This window comes from Methylosinus sp. DMC45 (genome assembly GCF_056313885.1).
In genome coordinates this window covers 1-20,280 of the sequence record NZ_JBQUZK010000064.1, presented here as the reverse complement: position 1 = coordinate 20,280, position 20,280 = coordinate 1, and the positions used below count along the sequence as shown (strand labels likewise).

The window sequence follows — 20,280 nt, the reverse complement described above, 5'->3', positions numbered from 1 at the left end:
TCAGAACGGGTGATATTGGAAGAGCCAGTTCTCCGACAACGCTTCGTTCTTATGCGCGAGGAAGAGCCGCATCTCGACGGGGTCATGTCCGTCGACGGTGAGATCGAATTGCGCGCGCCAATGTCCCGGCACGCCGTCGAACACAGCTTCCGTGTAGATGTAGGAGAAGCTTCCGCGCGAGGACCACAGCACCGGCTCCGGCTTCACGCCGAAGGGCAGACGCTCGAGCGGTCCGCCGAGAAACTCCACCATGAACTTGCGCACGCCTTTGGGGCGCGGCTTGCCGGGCTGGCCGCCATTGCCGAGCCGCGTCGCGACGCAGCGCGCGAGCGGCGTCGGATCGGGCTCGTCGGCGAGCCAATGCAGGCGATAGGAGAAGTCGAAAGACGCGCCGGGAACGGCGGGCTTCGCCGGAACCCACATTGCGACGATATTGTCGTGGATCTCGTCGTCGGTCGGAATCTCGACGAGCTGAATCGTTCCCTTGCCCCAATCGCCCTTGGGCTCGATCCACACGCTCGGGCGGCGATCATAGAAAACGCCGTCGAGATAATGATCGAAATTGCGGTCGCGCTGCAGCAGGCCGAAGCCTTTCGGATTTTCGTCTCCGAAAGCGGAAGCCATCACGCGATCTGGATTGTTGAGCGGACGCCACAGACGCTCGCCGCGGCCGGTCCACATTGCGAGACCATCGGAATCATGCACCTCCGGCCGCCAGTCGACGGCGGTCGGCTTCTTGGTCTCGGAGAACCAATACATGGAGGTGAGCGGCGCGATGCCGAAACGCTCGAAGGCGCCGCGCAAATGCAGCGAGCAGTCGACGTCCATCACGACTCCCTTGCCGCGCTTCGCCAAGATGCGAAACGCGCCGACAATGGAGGGACCTTCGAGCAGGAGATGCAGCGGCAGCCCGTCTTCCGTCTCCGGCCCGATATAGACATTGGTGAAATCTGGAAACTCCTCCGGCCGGCCGGAGACCCAAGTGTCGAGCGCGACGCCGCGCGCCGAGAGCCCATATTGGCGCAATTCGCCGATGGCGCGGAAATAGGAGGCGCCGAGAAAAGCCGCCCAGTCATTCTTGCGCCAGTCGAGCGGCCCGTCCTTGGGCTCCTGAATGCGGAAGCCGGCAAAGCCCGCGCCCGGCGGCAGCTGGCGGGCGATCGAATCGTCCGGCATGTCGAAATATTTGGAGTTGTAGAGCACCTCGCGCGCCTGGCCGTTCTCGACCGCATAGAAGCGGACGGCCTTTTTGAAGAACATGCCGAGGTGGAAGAATTCGACCGGGAAACGGCCGGCGCCCGTGGTGAGCGCATAATTCGTGTCGTAGCTGATCTTGCCCCAGGCCTCATAGTCGATCTTGGAGGTGATCTGCGGATCGGGCTGGCTCGGCGGGCGGAAGGGCTCCGCTATGCGGCGGCGGGCGGTCTCCTTCAGCCGCTCGAATGAGAAGGGCTCGGCTGGGCCGAGGTCGAGACGGCCGGGGACGGGCTGGGCGTCGGCCTCATTCGCGCTCATTGCGCCGAGCGCGCCTGTAGCGGCCGCGGCCTTGAGGAAGGAGCGGCGATCCGTGTCGTCGATCATGCAGGGAACCTCGCGGGGCGGGGAAGCGCCTGTCGTCGGCCTAGGGTCGAAAAATCAGCGGATAGGCTCGTGGCGGACGGCTGTGCGCATGAAGAAATACAGGCCGACCAGACCGGCCAGCGCGAAGACGATCTCGAAAATGCGGCTGATGGCCGGATCGAGCTGAAACAGGCCGCCGAGCGCCCAGCCGGCGGCCCAGGAGGTCGCGACGAGCTCCGTGCCGACCAGGATCGCGACGGCGACCAGAGTCGACAAATGCACCAGGTTCAACGGCTTCTTGCTCATCGGGCGAAGGACTCCGCGCTCATCGTCCAGAGGAACCTGCTATACGATCGGCCGGCCCGGCGCAAGTCGGCGCCCCCAAAGGCCGCGGAACGCCTCTTGCGATGCGCCGCGCGCCGCTGGTATTCTGTAATTGGGGGCGACGCGGGCGCTTTTTTTTGTTTTTTTCGTGCGCTGAAGCAAAGTCGCTGTTTTTTCAGGGGCAGGGCTATGGGTGGAGTCGTCGAGCGCGTCGTCATTCGACATTTGTCGGGGTCGAAGGCCAATCAGATCGAGCAGCTTCCGATCGGCGATCTGAAAGAGATCACCATCGGCCGCGATCCGACATCGAAAATCGCTTTCGATCCCACCATAGACGGCGTCGTCAGCCGGCAGCACGCCGTCATCCGCATCGAGGGCGAAGGCGACGATCTGAAGTTCAAGCTGATCGACCTCGGCTCCAGCAATGGCACTTTCCTCAACGGCCAGCGCATCTCGCAAGACGCCGAGCTGCTGCCCGAGGACAAGATCGAGCTCGGCGGCGCCAAGGGGCCGAAATTCACCTTCGATCTGCAGCCCCGGCCGGCCAGCTTCGCGGCGCGCACGCGCGTCATCGGCATAGACGATTCCGCCGCGACCCGGCTGATCGAAACGGCGCAGACGGCGGCCTCCACCGCTGTCGCCGAGATCGGCTCGACCTCGACCCAGGCGCCTCCGCACAAGGCCGGCGTCGGGCAGGAGACGGTGCAGCGGCTGATCGTCGAGGAGCGCCGATCGGCGGGCCGCACCTGGGGCGCCGTGGCGGCCGGTCTGCTCGCCTTCATCGCGCTCGGCGGCGGCGCCGTCTATTGGAAGCAGATCAAGGACGACGAGCGCCATCAGGCCGAGCTCGCCGATGTGAAGGCGGACGCCAAGCACGCCGATCAGCGCAGCGCCGCGCTGCAGGGCGAGGTGAAGACCAATCTCATCGGCATGACGCCGCTCGACATCTACAATAAATATTCCAACGCCACCGCGCGCGTCGATCTGCGCTGGCGTCTCTTCGACACGCAGACCGGCAAGCCGATCTTCCATCAGACCTTCCGGTTCGGAAAGGACACGCTGCCCGCCTATGTGCGCCTGCCCAATGGCAAGGTCGTGCGCTGGCTGACGCTCGAGGACGATCAGCGCTCCAATCTGCAGATCGCCGGCGCCGGGCGCGGCTCCGGCTTCGTCATCAGCGAGCAGGGCTATCTGCTCACCAACAAGCATGTCGCCGCCGGCTGGAAGGTGACTTACGATTCTCCGCGCCTCGGCTATGTGTTCGATCTCGGCGGCGGCCCCGGCGCCAAAAACGCGAAGCTGCGGAAGCCTATCGGCGTCATCGATCTCGAATCTGAGGATTACGCCGATCTCAACATGTGGGTGCCGGAAGCGGGCGGCGTCATTTTTCCGTCGAGCGTCGCCATTCCGATCGGCCGCAACAACATCCCCGACATGACGCGCAATGAGCAGCGCACTTTCGAGGGCCGCAATGAGCAGCTCGAGGTGCGTTTTCCCGGCGCGCGGCTCGGCGTCAACGCCTCGCTGGTGCGCGCTTCGGCGGATTCCGACGCCGCGCTCATCAAGATCGACTCGCCGCAGCTCCTCGAGAAGGTCGAGCTCGCCGACGACGATCAGGTGACGATCGGCGAGAAGGTCATCGTGCTCGGCTATCCCGGCATTTCGGTGGAGAATGTCCAGCGTCAGGTGACGGTGGAGAACGGCCTGACGCGCGTTCAGAACGAGGTCATTCCCGAGGCGACGGTGACGGATGGCATCGTCTCCAAGCTCTCCACCGGCTATAAGGAGAAGGACGGCGTCACGCTGACCAGCGCCGGCGAGCGCATTCAGCTCAGCGTGCTGGCCACGGGCTCCGGCAATAGCGGCGGGCCGGTGTTCAACGCCAATGGCAAGGTCATCGGCCTGTTCACCTACAGCCGCAGCCGCGGCGACGCGCGCGTGACGCTCGCCGTGCCGATCAAATTCGGGCGCGACCTGCTGCGCGCGCAGCGCAACTGATCGAAGGTCGGGGAAATGGCGACGGAGCGCGAGGCTCCATTGGGCGCTTTCCGCGTGGTCGGCGCGATGCGGACCGATGTCGGCCGCGTGCGCTCCTCCAATGAGGACAGCGTCGCCTATGTCGCGCCGGCGCAAGATGCGCCGGAGGCGAGAATGGGCTATCTCGCCATCGTCGCCGATGGCATGGGCGGCCACGCCGCCGGCGAGGTGGCGAGCGCTCTCGCGACGGAAGTCGTGCGCCGCGTGTTCTACTCGCTCGACGTCGAGCCGCCGCGCGCGCTGAAAGCGGCCTTCGAGGCCGCCAATCGCGCCATTTTCGAGCAGAGCGCGCGCGAGCCCGAATGCAAGGGCATGGGCACGACCTGCACCGCCGTCGTCATTCGCGATGGCAGACTTTGGCTCGCCCATGTCGGCGACAGCCGCGCTTATATCTTGCGCGGCGGCGAGGCGACGCAGCTCTCCGACGATCAGACGCTGCATGCGCAATTGGTGCGTGAGGGCGTGATGACGCAGGAGGAGGCCGAGCGCAGCCCCGGCGGCAATGTCATTCTGCAGGCGGTCGGAACACGCAAGGAGGTCGCGCCGACCATTTGGTCGGAAGGATTGCCGCTCGCGATCGGCGACACGATCATTCTGTGCTCGGACGGGCTCTCCAATCTCGTTTCGAAGGCGCAGCTCGTTGCCGCGATCTCCGATCGCTCGCCGCAGGACTCCTGCCATTTGCTGGTGGAGGCCGCTCTCGCGGCGGGCGGCCACGACAATATTTCCGTCGGCGTGTTTCAGATCGTCGCGCCGCCGCCGGGCGCGCGCGATCAGGCCGCGACGCAGAAGATTTCCGTCGTCGCGGATGTCGCGCCGCCGACGCGCGTCATCGTCGTTCGATAGAGGCATGAGGTCATGAGCGACCAGAAAATGATCGGCCATTACCGCATCGTCGAGCTGCTCGGCGCCGGGGCCATGGGCAAGGTGCATGTCGCCTTCGACACATTCATCGAGCGCGAGGTGGCGATCAAATCGCTGCGCCCCGAGCTGACGCAGGATCCTGAATTCGTCGGGCGCTTCAAGGCCGAGGCGCAGAGCCTCGCGCGCTTGAATCACCCCAATATCACCACGCTCTACTCGCTGCTGCCCGATGGCCGCGACCTCTATATGGTGATGGAGCTGGTGCGCGGACGCGCGCTCGACGACGTTCTGCGCGAGCGCGGCGGGCCGATCGGCGTGAAGGAATGTCTCGCCATCGTCTCGCAGGCCGCCGACGGCGTCGCCTATGCGCATCAGATGGGCGTGATCCATCGCGACATAAAGCCGTCCAATCTGATGATCGGCAATGATGGCCGCGTGAAGATCATGGATTTCGGCATCGCCCGCGTGCAGGGCAGCGTGCGCATGACGCGCGCCGGCACGGCGATCGGCACGCCGCTCTATATGGCGCCGGAGCAGCGACGCGGCAGCGAGGGCGACGAGCGCAGCGATCTCTATGCGCTCGCCGTCGTTCTCTATGAGATTCTCTCCGGCGCGGCGCCCTTCGCCGGGCTCGACGAGGTGGAGCTGCTGCAAGCGCAGATCGGCAGAGATCCGCCGCCGCTGGTGCCGCGCATTCCCGGCGTGACGCCGGAGCTGGAAGCCGCGATCATGAAGGCGCTCTCGAAACGGCCGGAGCAGCGCTATCCGTCGATCCGCGCCTTCAGCGACGCCATAGGCGCGACTGTGCTGCGCGTCGACGCCACATCCATCGTGCAGAGCCCCGCCCATCTTCTCGACAAAGCGACGCAGACGAGCGCGAGCGCCGGCTCCGCCGCTTCCTTGCCATCCGTCGCTTTGGCGGTCGCCAAGAGCCGTTCGACCTCGTTGGTCCGGCGCTTCAAATCGCTGCACCCGGCCGTGCAGGGCGTGTCGGTGGCTGTCGTCGCCTTTGCAGCCGTCGCGCCGCTGCTGTTCGGCGGCGACGGCGACAGCGTCAATAAGAAGCGCGAGCTCGACAAGGCCGAACGCGAGCGGCGCGCGGCCGTCGAGCTGGAGAGCGAGCGTCGTCCGACGACGAAGACTTTGGATTATGGTCAGACCGGCGAGATCAAGCCGGCGCGGAGCGAGATCGACCGTCCGGCCGTTCTGACGAATGATGCGCCGCCGGCCAAGCCCAAATGCAATGAGGGCTTCAGCATCGCCGATTGCCAGCCCTCGACTGTCCCCGGCCAGAAGACCGCGACCGTCGAGCAGGCGTCCCTCGGCGCCTCCTCGACAATCGCCGATCTGCGCAGAGCGGTGAAGGAGAAAGAGTTCGACCGCGCCGCGTCGATCGGCGAGGCGCTCGCCAGCTCAGGCGAGCGCGAGGCGCAATTCATCCTCGGCATGATCGCGCTGAAAGGGCAGGGACGGCCGCAGCATCTTCCGACCGCCTTCAAATGGATCAAGAAGGCCGCCGATAAAGATTTCCCCGAAGCGCAGGCGGTGCTCGGCAATATGTATCAGAATGGCGACGTGGAGGGCGGCGAGAATGTCGAGGAGGCCGTGCGCTTGTATATGAAAGCGGCGGAGCAGAATAATCCGCGCGGCCAGTTCTGGCTGGGCAGGGCCTATGAGAAGGGCGTGCCCAATGTGCTGAAGAAAGATGCGAAAAAAGCGGGCGATCTGTTTCGCCTCGCCAAGGCGCAGGATTTTCCGGGCGCCGCGGAGGCGCTGGAGGCGCTCCGCAAATCGGGCAAATATTGACGCCGCGGCACGGCCGGATCAGTAATCCGCCTTGCCGAGCCCCGTCGCGCTGCTATCGGCGCTTCCGCCGTTTCCACTCTTGTCGCCGCCGCCGTTCGCATGGCCGCCGCCATCATCTCGATGGCTGCGTCGCGATGCGTGTCGCGAGCCGCCGCCACTGTGATGGACGTGCTGGCGCGGCGGAGGCCGACGCGTGCGATAGGGATAGCCGCCGCCATTGCCGCCGCCACGCATTGCCCTGCGCGCCAGCTCGGCCGCCATTCCGAAAAACTCGGCTTGAGCGCGAGCGGGCCCGGCATCGAGCGCGGCGATCGGCAAAGCGAAAAGCCCCAATAATAGAGCGCGGCGGGAGAGCTTCGGCGAAGCCGCAGTATCGGATGCGTCGCCGATTAAATCGCCCTTATGTTCGTCGATCATCTTCGTCAGCCTGAAAAAAATCCCCGGCTGAACTATCGGGCGCGGTCTCGACATTGTCAAACGAGCATTCGCGCGAGGCGGCGCATCATCCAAAGACGTATGGCGCGACGTTTTTTCGCCCATCGCGCCATACTGTCGTCAGCGGCTCTTCACGCGCCGCGCGGTGGGGAGAGCCTCACCAGCCCCAGCCGCCGAAGCTGGCGCCGACGAGGCCATAGCCGGCGCCATAGCCGCCATAGCCGGCGTAGCCGTACGGGTAGGCGTAGCCATAGGAGTAGGCGGGATAGGCGATCACCGGCGTCGCCACCACCTCGGGCTGCGACACATAGACGGTCCGGCGCTCGACGATGCGGCGCACATAGCTCGTTCTGTGCTCGCAGTTCGGCTGTTCCGATTTCGGCGGCTCATACTCGGTTTTCTCTTCGCAGATTTGCCGACAGCGCTTCTCCTTGGCCACGGCGGCGTCGACGCCGAGCATGCCGATGACGAGCGCCGCGGCGCCGACGATCGATAATCTGACGACTGTGCTCATGATGCGGTTCTCCTTCGTCTGCGCTTGGAACGAATATGCGCGAACGCGGTTGAACCTATGTCGCCGATCCACAGCGGCGAGTGCGTTTCTTCGTTGCGACGCCTTTTGACGAAAATCAAATTCGTCGCGTTTTGTCTGAGATTTTCGTGATTGCGGTCGATTGACGCTGCGGCCCCGCGCGCGCTCGTCGCGCAGAGCCGCGAAGCCTAATCTCTCATGCAAGCCTGGCGTCTCGAATTATCGCACAGGCGACTGGAGGAATCGGCAATGTCCACTTACGGAGCCAATGACCCGATCGTTTTCGCTTTGCTCGCCGAAGCCGTGGTGATCGCCGTCGTCGCCGTGTCGATTGTCGGCTATCTGCTTTTCAAAGCGAGCGCGCGCGCCTTGAGCAAGCCGCACGCGCATTGACGAGTCGAACGCGAAACGAGCCGACCCCGTCTTTCGACGGGATCGGCGCTGTCATGGACTAGAAGTGATAATTGAGGCCGCCGCGGATCGTCGACGTGTCGATATTCGTCTGCAGCGAATTGGCCGAGAAATCGAAATAGCGATCGCCGCCGACGGAGGTGAAGAGATATTCCGCCTTGGCGGAGAGATTGGGCGCGAGGCCGAATTCGATGCCGGCGCCGAGCGCCCAGCCGGCGAGGAATTTCGACTGCTGGCCGTAGAAGCCTTGGAAGGCGTTGTTCACGCTCGCCGTCGTGTTGCTGCCGGCGAAGCCGCCGGTGACGAACAGCAGAGCGCGATCGATGGTGACGCCGGCGCGCGCGCGAATGGTGAATGTGTTGTCGACGGAGCCATTGCCGGAGACGCCGACGAAAGGCGAGCGTCCATCCTTCGAGCTGTTGAAATCGAAGTCGCCTTCGACGCCGACGAGGAAGTTGGGCGCGAAGGTGAGATTATAGCCGGCGGTGCCGCCGACGACCCACCCGTTGGGCTGGCCGAGCAGATTGCTGCTGCCGTTCTGGAACGAGCCCAGCGCATAGCCGCCGTTGATGCCGATATAGAAGCCCTGCCAGGTGAAGGCGGGCGGCGGGCTGTAATAATCGGTGGCGGGGGCGGAGCGCCGCGGCAGATCGGCGGCGAGGGCGGAGGCGCCGGCGCAGAGCAGAGCGGGCGCCAGCAGCGCAGGAAGCAGCATAGGTCTCATCGAACTCGACTCCACATTCGCGCGCCTTAAAGGGCCTTCGGCTCGCGGTCACAAAACTCGGCGCAGGCGAGGGGCAAGGCCCAGCCAGAGCTCAGTCGAATTAAAATCGTTCACGTTAACGGAACCTTTCCGCGCCCGAGCCCGCGCTGCGGGCGAAGCAAAACCACGATGCGCTGGAATGTATTGATTGTGTCGAAACCATGTTATATTTAGCATTAACCGAGCCATTCTGGCCATTATCCATTTTGAATTGGATCATCACGTCGCATAGAGGCGTTGAGATTGCCTAATAATCGGTAAATTCAGCCGCGGTTACGTCTCGAGGGCGCATTGACCGCGCCGGCGCGGCGTGAGAATTGCCTTTCACGGCGGCATGATGGGGATTCGGGCGATGAGCGCTGGCGGCGCAGGCGGTTCGGGGCCGGTTCTGGTGACGGGCGCGGCGCGGCGCATCGGCTTGGCGATCGCCGCGCGGCTGGCGCATTGCGGGCGCCCTGTGGTGCTGCACGCCTCGCATCGCTCCATAGAGGAGGCGGAGCTCGCCGCCCAGGCGATCCGCGCCAAGGGCGGCCGTGCGGCGGTGGTCGGCGCCGATCTCTCCGACGCGCGCGAGACAGAGGCGCTGATGGGGCTCGCCGCGCGCTTTTTCGGTCCGGTGACGCTGCTCGTCAACAACGCCTCCTTGTTCGAGCTCGACGCGGCGCAGGATTTCTCGGTCGAGGTGTTCGATCGGCAATTCGCGGTCGATCTGCGCGCGCCGCTGCTGCTGGCGCGCGACATGGCCGCGCAATTGCCGCAGGAGGCGGAAGGCGCGATCGTCAACATCGTCGATCAGCGTGTGTTTCGCCTGACGCCGCGCTACTTCACCTATACGCTCGCAAAGTCCGCGCTTTGGACGGCGACGCGCACAATGGCGCAGGCTTTCGCGCCGCGCATTCGCGTCAACGCCGTGGGGCCGGGGCCCGTGTTTCCCAACGCCGTCCATGGTCAGAAGGGCTTCGAGACGGAAGCGCGCGGCGTGCCATTGCGCCGGCCGGCGGATGTGTCCGGCGTCGTCGACGCGGTGGTGTTCCTCGCCGAGGCGCGCAGCGTCACCGGGCAGATGATCGCCGTGGACGGCGGCCAGCATCTCGCCTGGGAGACGCCGGACGTGCTGCCGGATTAGCGCGTCGCCGGGCAATCGACGTCGCCGGGCATGACAAATCCGCGCCGATAAGGGAAAAGGCGCGAATGCGTCCCTCGATCCTCGATCCGCTGTTCGGCCGCGCCGCCGCCCTTCCGGGCATAGGCCCCAAGACGGCCAAGCATTTCGACCGGCTGCTCGCCCGGCCGGGCAAGGAGACGCGCCTCATTGACGTGCTGTTTCATCTGCCGATCAATCTCGTCGACCGCAGCCTGCGCCCCGCCATCGCCGAGGCGCCGACGGATCGCGTCGTCGTGCTGAAGGTGCGCGTCACCGAGCATCGCAAGCCGCAGGGGCGCTACGCCAAGGCGCCGTTCAAAGTCCATGTCGAGGACGACACCGGCGACGCCGAGCTGGTCTTCTTCCTCTCCAACGCCGATTGGATCGAGCGGAGCCTGCCCATAGGCGCGACGCGCTGGGTCTCCGGCAAGATCGAGCTCTATGACGGGCGCCGGCAGATCGTGCATCCCGATCGCGTGCTGGACGAGGCGGGCCTCGCCAAGCTGCCGCCGGCGGAGGCGGTGCATGGCCTCACGGAAGGGCTGCAAGAGCGCTTCGTGCAGCGCGCCGTCGCCGGAGCGCTGGAGCGCTTGCCCAAGCTGCCGGAGTGGCAGGACGCCTCGGTGCTCGAGGCCAACGGCCTTCCCGATTTCGCGAGCGCGCTCGCCGCGGCGCAAAACCCCAAATCGCCGGCCGACATAGAGCCGGCCAGCAAGGCGCGCCAGCGCCTCGCGCTGGACGAGCTGCTGTCGCAGCAACTTGCGTTGCGCCTCATCCGCTCGAAGATGCGGCGCGAGCCGGGCCGCGAGAACGCCGGCGACGGACGCATCACGCGCATCATAGAAGCCGCGCTGCCTTATGCGCTCACCGGCGCGCAGCAGCGCGCGCTCGTCGAGATACGCGAGGATTTGGCGTCTTCGCGACGCATGTTGCGGCTGCTGCAGGGCGATGTCGGGGCCGGCAAGACCATTGTCGCGCTGCTGGCGATGGCGAGCGTCGTCGAATGCGGCCGGCAGGCGGCATTGATGGCGCCGACGGAAATTCTCGCGCGCCAGCATTATGAGCGCCTGCTGCCGCTCGCCGAAGCGGCGGGCCTGCGCCTCTGCCTGCTCACTGGACGAGCCAAGCCCTCCGAGCGCGCGCGTCTCTACGAGACCATTGCGGCCGGAAGCGTCGATATCGTCATCGGCACGCACGCTCTGGTGCAGAGCGAGCTCACCTTCGCCGATCTCGGCCTCGCCGTCGTCGATGAGCAGCATCGTTTCGGCGTGCAGCAGCGTCTGGCGCTCGGCGCCAAGGGCGAGAGCGTCGATGTTCTGGTGATGACGGCGACGCCGATCCCGCGCTCGCTAGCGCTCACCTATTTCGGCGATATGGACAGCTCCATCCTCGACGAGAAGCCGCCCGGCCGCTCGCCCATCGACACGCGCGCGCTGCCGGTGTCGCGCATCGGCGATGTGGTGGAGGGCGTGCGCCGCGCTCTCGCTTGCGGCGCGCGCGTCTATTGGGTGTGCCCGCTGGTGGAGGAGAATGAGGACCTCGATCTCGCCGCCGCGCAGGATCGTCACGAGGATCTGACGCGCATTTTCGGCGAGATCGTCGGCCTTGTTCACGGCCGCATGAAAGCGCCCGAGCGCGACGCCGCAATGGAGGCGTTCAAGCAGGGCGAAACGCGCATTCTCGTCGCCACCACCGTCATAGAGGTCGGCGTCGACGTGCCCGAGGCGACGGTCATGGTGATCGAGCACGCCGAACGCTTCGGCCTCGCGCAATTGCATCAGCTGCGCGGGCGCGTCGGCCGCGGCTCCGGCAAATCCTCCTGCCTTCTGCTCTACAAAGGCCCGCTCGGCGAGACGGCCAAGGCGCGGCTGGTGATGCTGCGCCAGACCGAGGACGGCTTCCGCATAGCGGAGGAGGATTTGCGCCTGCGCGGGGAAGGAGAAATTCTCGGCGCGCGGCAATCCGGCCTGCCGGGCTTCCGCCTGGTCGATCTCACGGCTCATGCGCGGCTGCTGGCCATAGCGCGCGACGATGTCGAGCTGACCCTGCGCCGTGACCCGGACCTCTCCGGCCCGCGCGGCGAGGCGCTGAGGGTTCTGCTCTATCTCTTCGAGCGCGACGAGGCGGTGAAGCTGCTGCGGGCGGGATGATCGCCGGGGCCTTTATCGGGCGCGCCATTGCGCGTAAATTCCAGACCCGAGCCGCGGCGCGGCGAAAATGAAAAAAAGCGGGCGGCGAGCGCCCGCAAAGGGAGAGCGAATTGTCCTATCTGCACACGATCTGGAGCCAATTGGCGTGGAGCGACAAATGGGTCCTCGGCATAAACGTCTTTCTCGCCGTCGTTTTCTTCGCCTCCTGGCGGAACAAGAAGCGCCGCCAGAAGCAGGGCGAATGAGCGCGCTCAGCCGGCGCCGCGCAGGCTCGCGGCCGTCTGGCCGAAGAGGATTTTGCGCTCCTCTTCCGTGAAGCCGTCGCGCGGGCGGGAGAGGATCTCGCCTTTCGCATAGGCGCGCTCGACCGCCGGCCGCGCGCGCATCGTCTCGAGCCAGCGCCGCACATTGGGAAAGTCATCGAGAGACTGTCCCTGCCGCTCATATGGGACGATCCAGGGATAGGCGGCCATATCCGCGATGGAATAGTCATCGGCGATGTAGTCTCGTCCCGCGAGGCGCTTGTCCAGAACGCCATAGAGGCGATTGGTCTCGTTCACATAGCGATCGATCGCGTAAGGAATCTTCTCCGGCGCATAATTGCGGAAATGATGGTTCTGCCCGGCCATGGGGCCGAGCCCGCCGACCTGCCAGAACAGCCATTCGAGCACGCGCGCGCGTCCACGCAGATCGCTCGGCAGAAAGCGCCCCGTCTTCTCGGCGAGATAGACGAGGATCGCGCCGGATTCGAACAGCGAGACAGCGGCGCCGCCATCCGCCGGCGCATGGTCGACGATGGCCGGCATGCGATTATTCGGCGAGATAGCGAGAAAGGCCGGAGAAAATTGCTCGCCTTTCGAAATGTCGACGGGGACGATTTTATAGGCGAGCCCCGCCTCCTCGAGAAAGATCGTGATCTTGTGGCCATTGGGCGTGGGCCAAAAATGGAGGTCGATCATATGAGGTCTCCGTGTCGCGCGAGGGCGCGCTGCTCGCTATTCGCTTTTCCCATTATTCGTTCTTCCCGCCGGAATCGTGACAAAGAAAGTCGATCCTTGTCCCGGCTGCGATGTCACGGACAGCCGCCAGCCATGACGATCGGCGATGGATTTGCAAATCGCGAGTCCTATGCCGGTGCCGGGATATTTGCCTTTCGGATGCAGCCGCTTGAACGGCTCGAAGACGAGCTGCGCATATTTGCTCTCGAAGCCGATGCCATTGTCGGCGAAGGCGACGACGATCTCGCGCTCGTTCTGCGTCGCTTGGATGACGATCTCCGGCGCGCGATCGGGCTTGCGATATTTGAGCGCGTTGGAGACGATATTATGCGTCAGCCGCGCGAATTGCGAGCGGTCGGCGCGAAAGGCGACATGCGGCGCGTCTATGCGCAGGCGCGCGCCGCTCTCCGCGATCGCCTCGGAGAGATCGTCGACGGCGAGGTCCAGCTCGTCGCGCAGATCGAGGTCCTGCACATTCTGCGCATCATTGATCGCGCGCGAATAGGTGAGGAGATCGTCGACCAGCTCGCGCGCGCGCAGCGCCGAGGAGCGCATCACGCTATTGGCGTAGCTCATGTCGTTCTCATTGGCGCTGGAGATCGCCTGCTCGAGAATATCCGCGAATGCGGCGATCTTGCGCAGCGGCTCCTGCAGATCATGCGAGGCGACATAGGCGAATTGCGCCAGACGCTCATTGGCGCGCTCCAGCTCCGCCGCGCGCTGCGACAGCGCGTTCTCCGCCTCGCGCCGCGCGGTGATGTCGAGCACGGTGGCCAGCACGACCGCGCCGCTCTCGCTCTCGATCGGCGTCAGGCCGATCTCGACCGGAAACTCGCTGCCGTCGCGCCGCGTCGCCTTCAAATCGCGGCCGGCGCCCATCGGCCGCTTGCTCGGATGCGCGAGGAAGCTCTGACGCAAGGAGGAATGCGCCGCCCGCATGCGCGCGGGGACGAGAATATCGATGGACTTTCCAACCAGTTCGTCGCTACGATAACCGAACATACGCTCGGTCTCCGCGTTGACGAATTGAATGAGTCCATCGGCGCTGCTGACGATCATGGCGGCAGGCGCCGACTCTACCGCGAGGCGAAAATGATCGTCGCCTATGCTGTCGAAGCTCATCCTCGCACCCCTCGTCGCGCGCATCTGTCAGCGCTCGTTGCTGCGCGCGGGGCGACCGCATCCTATCTGATAGGAGACAGCGTCTGAGAAACGAGCGCAAGTCGAGAAGATGGGGATTGTGATGTCCGCTGTCGAGACGAAGAATCGGGCCTGCCGCGTATTGATCATCGAGGACGATCAGGACGACGTCTTCCTGTTCAAGCGCGCCCTCGATTCCGTGCGCTCCTTGCTGGAGCGCGACATAGAATGCGAGCAGGTCGACAATGGGCTGGACGCGATCTTTCTCGTCTCGCGCGAGGAGATCACCGACAAGCTCCCGGATGTGCTGGTGCTGGACCTCAACATGCCGCGGCTCGACGGCGTGAAGTTCCTGAAGTCGCTGCGCCGCTCGCTGCTGCTGAAGGAGCTTCCGGTTTTCGTGCTGACGACCTCCACCGCGCCGTCGATCCATGAGGAGGCGATGCGGGCCGGCGCCGATAAGGTGTTCGTCAAGCCCAATGACGCCGAGGCGCTGCTCGCCATCGCGCTGGAGATCGTGAGCTCGGCGCTGGAGCGGCGCGGCGAGCCGGCGACGCGTCAGTAATACCAGAGGCCGTCGTGCAGCCCGCGCGGCGAGGGCGGCGGCGCCTGGCGCGGCGGCGGATTGACGTAATCTCCGTAGTAGCCGCCGCCGTAGGGCGCGCCATAGCCGCCGCCATATGGCGCTCCGTAGCCGTAGGGCGCAGGGCCGCCGGCGTTCTGGCCGGGGGGAGGGGCGTGTCTCTGCCGCTCGCGCTGACGCCGGCGCTGCTCATAGGCCTGCTCGCGCGCCTCCCACAGATCGCGTCGCTGCTCGGCGGCCTGCGCGCGCGAAGGCCCCGCGCCGCCCTCGCGCTGGCGGTCCCGCGCGAATGGCTCCGCGCGCGCCGAGGCCGCGATTGCGACGCCTGCGAAGACGATCGATGCGACGAGCAGGGCTTTCGACATGGGACGCCTCCGATAGCGAATGAAAGCCTAGTCTAGACCATGGCGCGGCCGCTGGCCGGCGGCGCGAGCGGATGTGGTTAAGCTCGTCTCTCGCGCTTGCGCGCGCGGCAACACTTTCTTCAGCCTTTGCTGGAAATGTCACAAATCTCGCCGCTCGAGGCGGCGGGTCGTTTTTCGCGATTGTGATGCGAAAGCTTCTTTGTGGAGCGGCGCCATGATGACGCTTGATCCGACGACGTTCGGCCCCGGCGACGAGGCCGCGAATCGAATCGCCTATGCCTGTCTGCCGCCGCCCACGACGCGCTGGGTGGTGCGTCGCAAGGCCGAAGTGGTGGCGGCGGTGCGCAGCGGCGTCGTCTCGCTGGACGATGTCTGCCGGCGCTATTCGCTGACGCAGGACGAGTTCGAGGCGTGGGCGAGCTGCATCGACCGCCATGGCGTCGACAGCTTGCGCACGACTCGCTTGCAATATTATCGCCGCCGCGCCGCGCGCCTCGCCGCGGGCAAGCGCTGAGCCGTCAGCCCTGCGGCTTGTGCTCGATCCGCAGCGCCTCGCCGGCGCGGTGGGCGAGCGCGGTCTGAATCGGCCCCGCCAGAGCCGCCAGCAGCCAGGGCAGCCAGACCTCTATGCGCAGCGAATCGGCGAGCACGTCTATGCGCGCCTGCATATTGTGGCCGAAGGCGCCGACCTTCAGATCGGCGGCGTTCCCGGCCCAGACGACCTCGGAATGGGCGAGCTTGTCCACATAGTCCCGCCGCAGCTGCTCGAGCCCAGCGGCGACGCGCGCCCGCGCCGTCTCGACGCCGAGATCATGGCTCACGGTGATGACGATGGATTTTTGCATAGCGAGGCTCCCGTGCCGCCAATCTAGGCGCCGAGAGACGGATTTCACAGGGGGCGACCGCGGCGGCCGTGCGCCGAATCCTTACATAAGGACAGCGTAGGCCATTATAAAGCGATCATTAAATCTAATTGTAATGAAATGGATTTCGAATCTAAATTATTGCAGCAGCAATAAGCTGCAGAACTAAAAATCCAAGCTGGAGGCCAGTATGATTATGAATATAAGTGGAAATATATCCGAGATATGTGAGGAGCTAGACGCTGTCATGTTCCGTGATATCAAGGATTTTATTGAAGTCGAGCGGGAAAGGCAGACGGTAGACGACATTCTTCTCGCAATGTCGGTCAATATATCGTCGGTTATCATCGTGGCCGCCAAGGCGTGTCACGGCAATCCGCAGCATGCGGCGCTTTACATGCTCTCGGCCATTATGGGCCAAGTTCACGCGGTGCTCTCGGACATAGACGATTTCTGAAGACCGAGGCGCCGAGCTTCCGTCGTGGAGAGCGGGCGGCGGAAGAAGGCATGTCCGAGTAGGGCATCCACTTCGGTCCGCCGAAGGATGTTTCGGCAGAATAAAGTCGGCCTCGAGAGGAAAGATGCGGTTGGCTCCCCGAGCAGGACTCTATTTATTGCCTAACTAGTTGAAATAACTACATAGCATCCGAGATATACCAACGCCATACCAACATTTGCCCCTTGATGCGCGGTCGCAGCCATCCGTGAGGCGACTTCATTGGTGAGGTGCGACCTTCAACGCGACCTCAAGCCGAGGCAGGAGTGGAGGGACTGGCCATTCTGTTGTGTTTCAACTGGTTGGACAGAAACGCGACGCATTCCAGCCAGCGAAATAATCGAATGATATCAGCGCGGCGTCAATGGCCGTGTCCCACTCTTTCGCAGCCGCCGCGCGCCCTGAAACGCAAAAAGCCCCGCCGATGGAACGGCGGGGCTCTTGCTTACACGATATGGTCGAGGTCGCGAGGATCGCCATCGGGCGGCGGCCGTGGCGGCTCTCTAAACGCGTAGTCTCTGGCCCTCGCGGCAACCTCTCGCCATGGCGCGACCAACTGCCGCACGGCGGGCGAAAGCGGCGGTTCACGCTCGAGCAGCGCGTCGAGCGCCGCCGTCACCAGTGCCAGCTCCGCCGCGAGCGGCGGTCGCACGTCGCTCATTTGCCGATATGCTTGGAAATGTCGGGCCAGAACACGGCGAGGGCCGACGTCCCCAGAATGCCGATCGCCCACCAGAATATTTTCTCGCCGCCCTTGCGCGCGCCGGAGCGGAGCGCCCGCACGAATTTTCGATCCTCGAGGATCTCGTCGCCCTCCCGCAGATCCTCGAGCCGGGCGCTGCGCAGAAATTCCATATCCTTGCGCGTCTCCACCCGCTCCTCCGGCTTGCGGCAATCTATGCCGAGCGTCGTCTCGAATTTTTCCGCCATCACCTCGCGCACAGCGGCCTTCACGTCCTCTTTCGTCAGCTCGGTCATTTCGCTTCCCCGGCCAGCCCCAAATCCCGACGCTCACGCCATTTCACATTCGCGGCGTGCCGATCGCCGCAGCTCGTAAGTGCGACGCGGTCGCGGCCCCACAGCCGCTCGACCTCGCCGGCGGCGAGCGCGCGCGGAGGCAGCCTGATCGGCCGTTCGCAAGGCTTGTCGAGATCGTCGGGCGCCTCGGCGTGCGCCAGCTCGCGCACCGGCTCGGTCCGGCTGCTATCGGGCAAGTCTTTCGAGGCGCATGACGCTGTCGCGAGTAAGGCAAGGGCTGCGATCGAGAGCGGCGGACGCATCGGCGGCTTCCTTCAGTCGGATTTCGAGATCGAGGTTTTTGCGGGCGAGGGCGTCGGCTTCGGCGCGGCCGGCGGCGTCGGCCACGCCGATCGCGGATTCACGCCGCGCATGCTCGGCGTCGGCCGCGCGTTGGAGCTCGAGGCGCAGCGCCTCCGCGCGCGCCGAGCAGGCGGCGCGCTCATTGTGGCCGACGACGAGCCAGGTGAGGCCGGCGGCGAGCGCCGCCGCGCCGATCGGCGTGCGGACCGCCGCCGAGAGTGCGTCGAGCGCGCCTTTGAGCAGCATGGGGAGGAGGGCGAGGATCGACATGAGCGCGCCCTCAGCCGATCCGCCCGCGTATCAGGGCGAGCCATCCGACATAGAGCAGCGGGCGGCCTATGCCGACGGCGAGGCCGAGCGCCGCCACGGCGCCCAGCGCTTCCGTAAGCTCTTTGATCATCTCGACCATCGTTATCTCCTATTTCAGCAGCGCTGCATCGAGCGCGGCGCGGAAGGCCTCTTCGTCGCCGTCATTGCCGACGTGGAGATCGCAGCCGAATGGCTGCGTCTCACTGACATGCGTTGGCGCGCTCGGCGTCCGCGCGGCGGCGCGATCGATCCGCCATGTCGCGCCGCCGAGCCACCAGATCGCCGCGCGCTCATTGAGAAAGCGCACATCGTCGACCACGATGCGGACACGCGGCTCGCGCTCGCGAAGGTCGGCGACAGTGCGCCGCCATGCCTCTACCCAGAGATCGGGAGCGATGAGATCGCGCCCCCATTCTGTGCCGAGCAGCTGCATTGCCTCGCGAGGCGTGCGGCCGCAGAGGACGGCGCTCGGCGATTCCTTCCGCGCGCCTTCGATCTCCTCTTCCGAGCAGCCGAGGGCGCGTAGCATCGCCTTCAGCGGCTCGGCGAAGCGTGTCCGCTGGAAGCCATGGCGCTCGACAAGGTGACGCGCCGCGAAGCTCTTGCCGGAGCCGGACGGCCCCGAAATGCCGATGATGAGCGGCGCCATGTCACCGCCCGATATTGAGGCCAGAGGCGGCGTCATCGACGCGGGCCGCCTTGACCAGCGCCGCGCCGCGCCAGGCGCGCCAGACGAAATAGGCGGCGCCGGCGCTGAGCGCGGCCACGGCGAGCAGTGGCCAATAATCGCGCAGCGCCTCGAGCGTCGAGACGCCGCTCTGCAGGGCCGTCGCCGCTTCCTGCGCCTGGTCGGCGGCGTCCTTGATCTGCGACAGCGCAGCCGATGCGCCGGCGACGGAAACCATCGCGCCGGCGACGCCCTGTTGCGCCTGATCGGCGCCCTTGATCGTGCGCGAGCCGGCGGCGCGGAGTTCGCGCACCGAAGCCGGTGGTTCCGTTGGCTCAACGCTATCCTGCGACGCCTCGACGCGCGCCTTCGCCGCTTCTCGGGAGAGCGCGCGCATCGCCCGCGCATAAGCCGCGTGACGCTCCGCGAGGCCGTTCTTGCCGCCATTGATGCGCTTCGTTTGCACGACGACATCTCCGCTATCCGCCGCCGGCATGGCGCCGAGCAGCACAAAGAGAGCGCACGCGCATTCGAGCGCGTGATCTGGATGGATCAGCCAGGCGCTCGCGACTTCGGGCGAGACGCCGAGCTTATTTCCCAGCTCGGCGGCGTTGTCGTGGCCCGTCGACTGCAACAGGCCCTTTCCGCGATTGAGCCATCCATCATCCGTGCCGGCACGATTGCCCATCCTGCCGCCGTAGACCTTGTTCGCAAGCGCTCTCGGATTGTGCGCGAAAGGCGTCGCGCTTTCGACGGTCGGAAAGCGCTTCCGCCAGACCTCATGCAGCCGCTCGGCCGAGTAATTCAGATTTTCCTCGAGCGCCGTGAAATTCGCGGTCTCGACGCAAATATGCGCGAGCAGCGCGGCCTGCCGACGGATCGTCGTGACGTCCCACGTCGGGAATTGATCGTCCGCATGATCCGCGATCATGGCGATGATCTTCGGGTCGGGCGTCTTGCCGCGCGAGTCTGCGGTCGCGCGAATTACTGCGTTCCAATCGGTCATTTCTCACCTTTGAGGATGGCGCGCATAGGCGCGCGAAAGCGCTCGCGCGATCGGCGAGCGAATGGGGCTTCGATGTGCTTTGATGAATGTTGGAGCGCGCGCTATTTCAGCCGCGCGCCTTTGGAATGACGAGCGCTAGACGAAGCGTCCGCTGTTGAGCGCATAGCTGCTTGCCGCCACTGCGGCCGCTGCATTGCCGGAAACAGTCAAGTCTTCTTCATAAACGCGGTAGATCGTCCCCTTGAACGCGCCATTGATGTATGGCGTGGCGGCGCCGCCCGATTTGACCGTGTTGATCTGCGCGCTCGAGGCGGAGCCGATCAGCACGCCATTCACGAACATCGATATCGTGCCCGGCGTCCAAGCGAGCCCCAACTGTGTGACGGCGCCGAGCATCACGCCGGAGGAGCCGGTCACGGTGATGGCGCCAGCGCCGCCCGTCGTCGTTGCGACCGAGCCGCGCGGCGACTTGCCGTCCGAGCCCATGTCGAAGATCCATTGGGCGTC

27 protein-coding genes are annotated in these 20,280 nt (G+C 65.3%); 10 read left to right on the top strand and 17 right to left on the bottom strand.

Annotated features, from left to right (window positions below; translation table 11 throughout):
• The gene (locus ACT53T_RS23970; protein WP_400767482.1) at nucleotides 1-1,581 is read right to left on the bottom strand and encodes an OpgD/OpgG family glucan biosynthesis protein; all 1,581 of its coding nucleotides are present in this window, start codon (nucleotides 1,579-1,581) and stop codon (nucleotides 1-3) included.
• Between the two features lie 54 nt (nucleotides 1,582-1,635).
• Entirely contained in the window at nucleotides 1,636-1,866 is a 231-nt protein-coding gene (locus tag ACT53T_RS23965) for a hypothetical protein (protein ID WP_018265121.1), read from the bottom strand.
• A gap of 207 nt (nucleotides 1,867-2,073) precedes the next feature.
• Here ACT53T_RS23965 and ACT53T_RS23960 point away from each other — a divergent pair, with 207 nt between their 5' ends.
• From ACT53T_RS23960 to ACT53T_RS23950, 3 genes are read left to right on the top strand one after another with little or no spacing between them, the layout of a single operon-like run.
• Nucleotides 2,074-3,882, top strand: coding sequence for a trypsin-like peptidase domain-containing protein (locus ACT53T_RS23960; protein ID WP_476163177.1), 1,809 nt, complete (start codon nucleotides 2,074-2,076; stop codon nucleotides 3,880-3,882).
• Nucleotides 3,883-3,897: 15 nt separating this feature from the next.
• Nucleotides 3,898-4,767, top strand: coding sequence for a protein phosphatase 2C domain-containing protein (locus ACT53T_RS23955; protein WP_476163176.1), 870 nt, complete (start codon nucleotides 3,898-3,900; stop codon nucleotides 4,765-4,767).
• 12 nt (nucleotides 4,768-4,779) lie between these two features.
• Entirely contained in the window at nucleotides 4,780-6,591 is a 1,812-nt protein-coding gene (locus ACT53T_RS23950) for a serine/threonine-protein kinase (protein WP_476163175.1), read from the top strand.
• 18 nt (nucleotides 6,592-6,609) lie between these two features.
• Here the strand turns inward: ACT53T_RS23950 and ACT53T_RS23945 are convergent, their stop codons facing one another.
• Together ACT53T_RS23945 and ACT53T_RS23940 are read right to left on the bottom strand one after the other, a co-directional pair.
• Nucleotides 6,610-7,131 carry a hypothetical protein gene (locus ACT53T_RS23945; protein ID WP_476163174.1) on the bottom strand — a complete coding sequence of 174 codons (522 nt, stop codon included), beginning with the start codon at nucleotides 7,129-7,131 and terminating at the stop codon, nucleotides 6,610-6,612.
• A gap of 52 nt (nucleotides 7,132-7,183) precedes the next feature.
• A complete protein-coding gene (locus ACT53T_RS23940) occupies nucleotides 7,184-7,540 on the bottom strand; it encodes a hypothetical protein (protein WP_476163173.1) in 357 nt (118 codons plus the stop codon).
• 267 nt (nucleotides 7,541-7,807) lie between these two features.
• On the opposite strand from ACT53T_RS23940, the gene ACT53T_RS23935 reads away from it, so the two are divergent.
• A complete protein-coding gene (locus tag ACT53T_RS23935; RefSeq protein WP_018265126.1) occupies nucleotides 7,808-7,951 on the top strand; it encodes a hypothetical protein in 144 nt (47 codons plus the stop codon).
• Nucleotides 7,952-8,009: 58 nt separating this feature from the next.
• Here ACT53T_RS23935 and ACT53T_RS23930 read toward each other — a convergent pair whose 3' ends face one another.
• A complete protein-coding gene (locus ACT53T_RS23930; RefSeq protein WP_476163172.1) occupies nucleotides 8,010-8,693 on the bottom strand; it encodes an outer membrane protein in 684 nt (227 codons plus the stop codon).
• A gap of 391 nt (nucleotides 8,694-9,084) precedes the next feature.
• Here ACT53T_RS23930 and ACT53T_RS23925 point away from each other — a divergent pair, with 391 nt between their 5' ends.
• The 3 genes from ACT53T_RS23925 to ACT53T_RS23915 all read left to right on the top strand — a co-directional run bounded on the left by ACT53T_RS23925 (nucleotide 9,085) and on the right by ACT53T_RS23915 (nucleotide 12,271).
• Nucleotides 9,085-9,858: an SDR family oxidoreductase gene (locus ACT53T_RS23925; RefSeq protein ID WP_476163171.1), complete on the top strand. Its 774-nt coding sequence runs from the start codon at nucleotides 9,085-9,087 to the stop codon at nucleotides 9,856-9,858.
• Nucleotides 9,859-9,923: 65 nt separating this feature from the next.
• Nucleotides 9,924-12,026 (top strand): ATP-dependent DNA helicase RecG, encoded by a 2,103-nt coding sequence (gene recG, locus ACT53T_RS23920; RefSeq protein ID WP_476163170.1) that lies wholly within the window; start codon nucleotides 9,924-9,926, stop codon nucleotides 12,024-12,026.
• A gap of 110 nt (nucleotides 12,027-12,136) precedes the next feature.
• Nucleotides 12,137-12,271: a hypothetical protein gene (locus ACT53T_RS23915; protein ID WP_400767498.1), complete on the top strand. Its 135-nt coding sequence runs from the start codon at nucleotides 12,137-12,139 to the stop codon at nucleotides 12,269-12,271.
• 6 nt (nucleotides 12,272-12,277) lie between these two features.
• Here the strand turns inward: ACT53T_RS23915 and ACT53T_RS23910 are convergent, their stop codons facing one another.
• Both ACT53T_RS23910 and ACT53T_RS23905 read right to left on the bottom strand, forming a co-directional pair.
• Nucleotides 12,278-12,985: a glutathione binding-like protein gene (locus tag ACT53T_RS23910; protein WP_476163169.1), complete on the bottom strand. Its 708-nt coding sequence runs from the start codon at nucleotides 12,983-12,985 to the stop codon at nucleotides 12,278-12,280.
• A 36-nt stretch (nucleotides 12,986-13,021) separates the two neighbouring features.
• Nucleotides 13,022-14,146: a sensor histidine kinase gene (locus tag ACT53T_RS23905; RefSeq protein ID WP_476163168.1), complete on the bottom strand. Its 1,125-nt coding sequence runs from the start codon at nucleotides 14,144-14,146 to the stop codon at nucleotides 13,022-13,024.
• A gap of 121 nt (nucleotides 14,147-14,267) precedes the next feature.
• Between ACT53T_RS23905 and ACT53T_RS23900 the strand changes: the two genes are divergently transcribed.
• Nucleotides 14,268-14,729, top strand: coding sequence for a response regulator (locus tag ACT53T_RS23900; protein WP_018265133.1), 462 nt, complete (start codon nucleotides 14,268-14,270; stop codon nucleotides 14,727-14,729).
• Here ACT53T_RS23900 and ACT53T_RS23895 read toward each other — a convergent pair.
• Nucleotides 14,723-15,112: a hypothetical protein gene (locus ACT53T_RS23895; RefSeq protein ID WP_400767502.1), complete on the bottom strand. Its 390-nt coding sequence runs from the start codon at nucleotides 15,110-15,112 to the stop codon at nucleotides 14,723-14,725. The genes ACT53T_RS23900 and ACT53T_RS23895 overlap by 7 nt on opposite strands.
• A gap of 214 nt (nucleotides 15,113-15,326) precedes the next feature.
• On the opposite strand from ACT53T_RS23895, the gene sciP reads away from it, so the two are divergent.
• A complete protein-coding gene (gene sciP, locus ACT53T_RS23890) occupies nucleotides 15,327-15,626 on the top strand; it encodes a CtrA inhibitor SciP (RefSeq protein ID WP_476163167.1) in 300 nt (99 codons plus the stop codon).
• A 4-nt stretch (nucleotides 15,627-15,630) separates the two neighbouring features.
• Here sciP and ACT53T_RS23885 read toward each other — a convergent pair whose 3' ends face one another.
• Nucleotides 15,631-15,957: a polyhydroxyalkanoic acid system family protein gene (locus ACT53T_RS23885; protein ID WP_476163166.1), complete on the bottom strand. Its 327-nt coding sequence runs from the start codon at nucleotides 15,955-15,957 to the stop codon at nucleotides 15,631-15,633.
• A 265-nt stretch (nucleotides 15,958-16,222) separates the two neighbouring features.
• Here ACT53T_RS23885 and ACT53T_RS23880 point away from each other — a divergent pair, with 265 nt between their 5' ends.
• Nucleotides 16,223-16,432 carry a hypothetical protein gene (locus tag ACT53T_RS23880; RefSeq protein WP_036297023.1) on the top strand — a complete coding sequence of 70 codons (210 nt, stop codon included), beginning with the start codon at nucleotides 16,223-16,225 and terminating at the stop codon, nucleotides 16,430-16,432.
• Between the two features lie 484 nt (nucleotides 16,433-16,916).
• Here the strand turns inward: ACT53T_RS23880 and ACT53T_RS23875 are convergent, their stop codons facing one another.
• From ACT53T_RS23875 to ACT53T_RS23840, 8 genes are all read right to left on the bottom strand, one after another.
• Entirely contained in the window at nucleotides 16,917-17,132 is a 216-nt protein-coding gene (locus tag ACT53T_RS23875; protein ID WP_476163165.1) for a hypothetical protein, read from the bottom strand.
• Nucleotides 17,129-17,449 (bottom strand): hypothetical protein, encoded by a 321-nt coding sequence (locus tag ACT53T_RS23870; RefSeq protein WP_476163164.1) that lies wholly within the window; start codon nucleotides 17,447-17,449, stop codon nucleotides 17,129-17,131. The genes ACT53T_RS23875 and ACT53T_RS23870 overlap by 4 nt, the downstream gene beginning before the upstream one ends.
• Complete coding sequence (locus tag ACT53T_RS23865; RefSeq protein WP_476163163.1) at nucleotides 17,446-17,685, bottom strand: hypothetical protein; 240 nt, start codon at nucleotides 17,683-17,685, stop codon at nucleotides 17,446-17,448. Before ACT53T_RS23865 ends, ACT53T_RS23870 begins: the two co-directional genes overlap by 4 nt.
• Nucleotides 17,675-18,061 (bottom strand): hypothetical protein, encoded by a 387-nt coding sequence (locus ACT53T_RS23860; protein WP_476163162.1) that lies wholly within the window; start codon nucleotides 18,059-18,061, stop codon nucleotides 17,675-17,677. Before ACT53T_RS23860 ends, ACT53T_RS23865 begins: the two co-directional genes overlap by 11 nt.
• Before the next feature lie 10 nt (nucleotides 18,062-18,071).
• Entirely contained in the window at nucleotides 18,072-18,200 is a 129-nt protein-coding gene (locus ACT53T_RS23855) for a hypothetical protein (RefSeq protein ID WP_476163161.1), read from the bottom strand.
• 9 nt (nucleotides 18,201-18,209) lie between these two features.
• Nucleotides 18,210-18,749 (bottom strand): P-loop NTPase family protein, encoded by a 540-nt coding sequence (locus ACT53T_RS23850; protein WP_476163160.1) that lies wholly within the window; start codon nucleotides 18,747-18,749, stop codon nucleotides 18,210-18,212.
• A 1-nt stretch (nucleotide 18,750) separates the two neighbouring features.
• Nucleotides 18,751-19,773: a glycoside hydrolase family 19 protein gene (locus ACT53T_RS23845; RefSeq protein ID WP_476163159.1), complete on the bottom strand. Its 1,023-nt coding sequence runs from the start codon at nucleotides 19,771-19,773 to the stop codon at nucleotides 18,751-18,753.
• Nucleotides 19,774-19,908: 135 nt separating this feature from the next.
• Nucleotides 19,909-20,280, bottom strand: a 372-nt coding sequence (locus tag ACT53T_RS23840; RefSeq protein ID WP_476163158.1) for a hypothetical protein, incomplete at its 5' end; no start/stop codon positions are given.

What these genes read in the sequence shown, in the direction of transcription:
- ACT53T_RS23940 (WP_476163173.1), bottom strand. Translation starts at nt 7,540, where the DNA reads ATGAGCACAGTCGTCAGATTATCGATCGTCGGCGCCGCGGCGCTCGTC.
- ACT53T_RS23885 (WP_476163166.1), bottom strand. Translation starts at nt 15,957, where the DNA reads ATGCAAAAATCCATCGTCATCACCGTGAGCCATGATCTCGGCGTCGAG.
- ACT53T_RS23875 (WP_476163165.1), bottom strand. Translation starts at nt 17,132, where the DNA reads ATGAGCGACGTGCGACCGCCGCTCGCGGCGGAGCTGGCACTGGTGACG.
- ACT53T_RS23970 (WP_400767482.1), bottom strand. Translation starts at nt 1,581, where the DNA reads ATGATCGACGACACGGATCGCCGCTCCTTCCTCAAGGCCGCGGCCGCT.
- ACT53T_RS23950 (WP_476163175.1), top strand. Translation starts at nt 4,780, where the DNA reads ATGAGCGACCAGAAAATGATCGGCCATTACCGCATCGTCGAGCTGCTC.
- ACT53T_RS23850 (WP_476163160.1), bottom strand. Translation starts at nt 18,749, where the DNA reads ATGGCGCCGCTCATCATCGGCATTTCGGGGCCGTCCGGCTCCGGCAAG.
- ACT53T_RS23925 (WP_476163171.1), top strand. Translation starts at nt 9,085, where the DNA reads ATGAGCGCTGGCGGCGCAGGCGGTTCGGGGCCGGTTCTGGTGACGGGC.
- recG (WP_476163170.1), top strand. Translation starts at nt 9,924, where the DNA reads ATGCGTCCCTCGATCCTCGATCCGCTGTTCGGCCGCGCCGCCGCCCTT.
- ACT53T_RS23860 (WP_476163162.1), bottom strand. Translation starts at nt 18,061, where the DNA reads ATGTCGATCCTCGCCCTCCTCCCCATGCTGCTCAAAGGCGCGCTCGAC.
- ACT53T_RS23900 (WP_018265133.1), top strand. Translation starts at nt 14,268, where the DNA reads ATGTCCGCTGTCGAGACGAAGAATCGGGCCTGCCGCGTATTGATCATC.
- ACT53T_RS23905 (WP_476163168.1), bottom strand. Translation starts at nt 14,146, where the DNA reads ATGAGCTTCGACAGCATAGGCGACGATCATTTTCGCCTCGCGGTAGAG.
- ACT53T_RS23855 (WP_476163161.1), bottom strand. Translation starts at nt 18,200, where the DNA reads ATGGTCGAGATGATCAAAGAGCTTACGGAAGCGCTGGGCGCCGTGGCG.
- ACT53T_RS23935 (WP_018265126.1), top strand. Translation starts at nt 7,808, where the DNA reads ATGTCCACTTACGGAGCCAATGACCCGATCGTTTTCGCTTTGCTCGCC.
- ACT53T_RS23895 (WP_400767502.1), bottom strand. Translation starts at nt 15,112, where the DNA reads ATGTCGAAAGCCCTGCTCGTCGCATCGATCGTCTTCGCAGGCGTCGCA.
- sciP (WP_476163167.1), top strand. Translation starts at nt 15,327, where the DNA reads ATGATGACGCTTGATCCGACGACGTTCGGCCCCGGCGACGAGGCCGCG.
- ACT53T_RS23960 (WP_476163177.1), top strand. Translation starts at nt 2,074, where the DNA reads ATGGGTGGAGTCGTCGAGCGCGTCGTCATTCGACATTTGTCGGGGTCG.
- ACT53T_RS23845 (WP_476163159.1), bottom strand. Translation starts at nt 19,773, where the DNA reads ATGACCGATTGGAACGCAGTAATTCGCGCGACCGCAGACTCGCGCGGC.
- ACT53T_RS23910 (WP_476163169.1), bottom strand. Translation starts at nt 12,985, where the DNA reads ATGATCGACCTCCATTTTTGGCCCACGCCCAATGGCCACAAGATCACG.
- ACT53T_RS23870 (WP_476163164.1), bottom strand. Translation starts at nt 17,449, where the DNA reads ATGACCGAGCTGACGAAAGAGGACGTGAAGGCCGCTGTGCGCGAGGTG.
- ACT53T_RS23965 (WP_018265121.1), bottom strand. Translation starts at nt 1,866, where the DNA reads ATGAGCAAGAAGCCGTTGAACCTGGTGCATTTGTCGACTCTGGTCGCC.
- ACT53T_RS23955 (WP_476163176.1), top strand. Translation starts at nt 3,898, where the DNA reads ATGGCGACGGAGCGCGAGGCTCCATTGGGCGCTTTCCGCGTGGTCGGC.
- ACT53T_RS23880 (WP_036297023.1), top strand. Translation starts at nt 16,223, where the DNA reads ATGTTCCGTGATATCAAGGATTTTATTGAAGTCGAGCGGGAAAGGCAG.
- ACT53T_RS23945 (WP_476163174.1), bottom strand. Translation starts at nt 7,131, where the DNA reads ATGGGCGAAAAAACGTCGCGCCATACGTCTTTGGATGATGCGCCGCCT.
- ACT53T_RS23930 (WP_476163172.1), bottom strand. Translation starts at nt 8,693, where the DNA reads ATGAGACCTATGCTGCTTCCTGCGCTGCTGGCGCCCGCTCTGCTCTGC.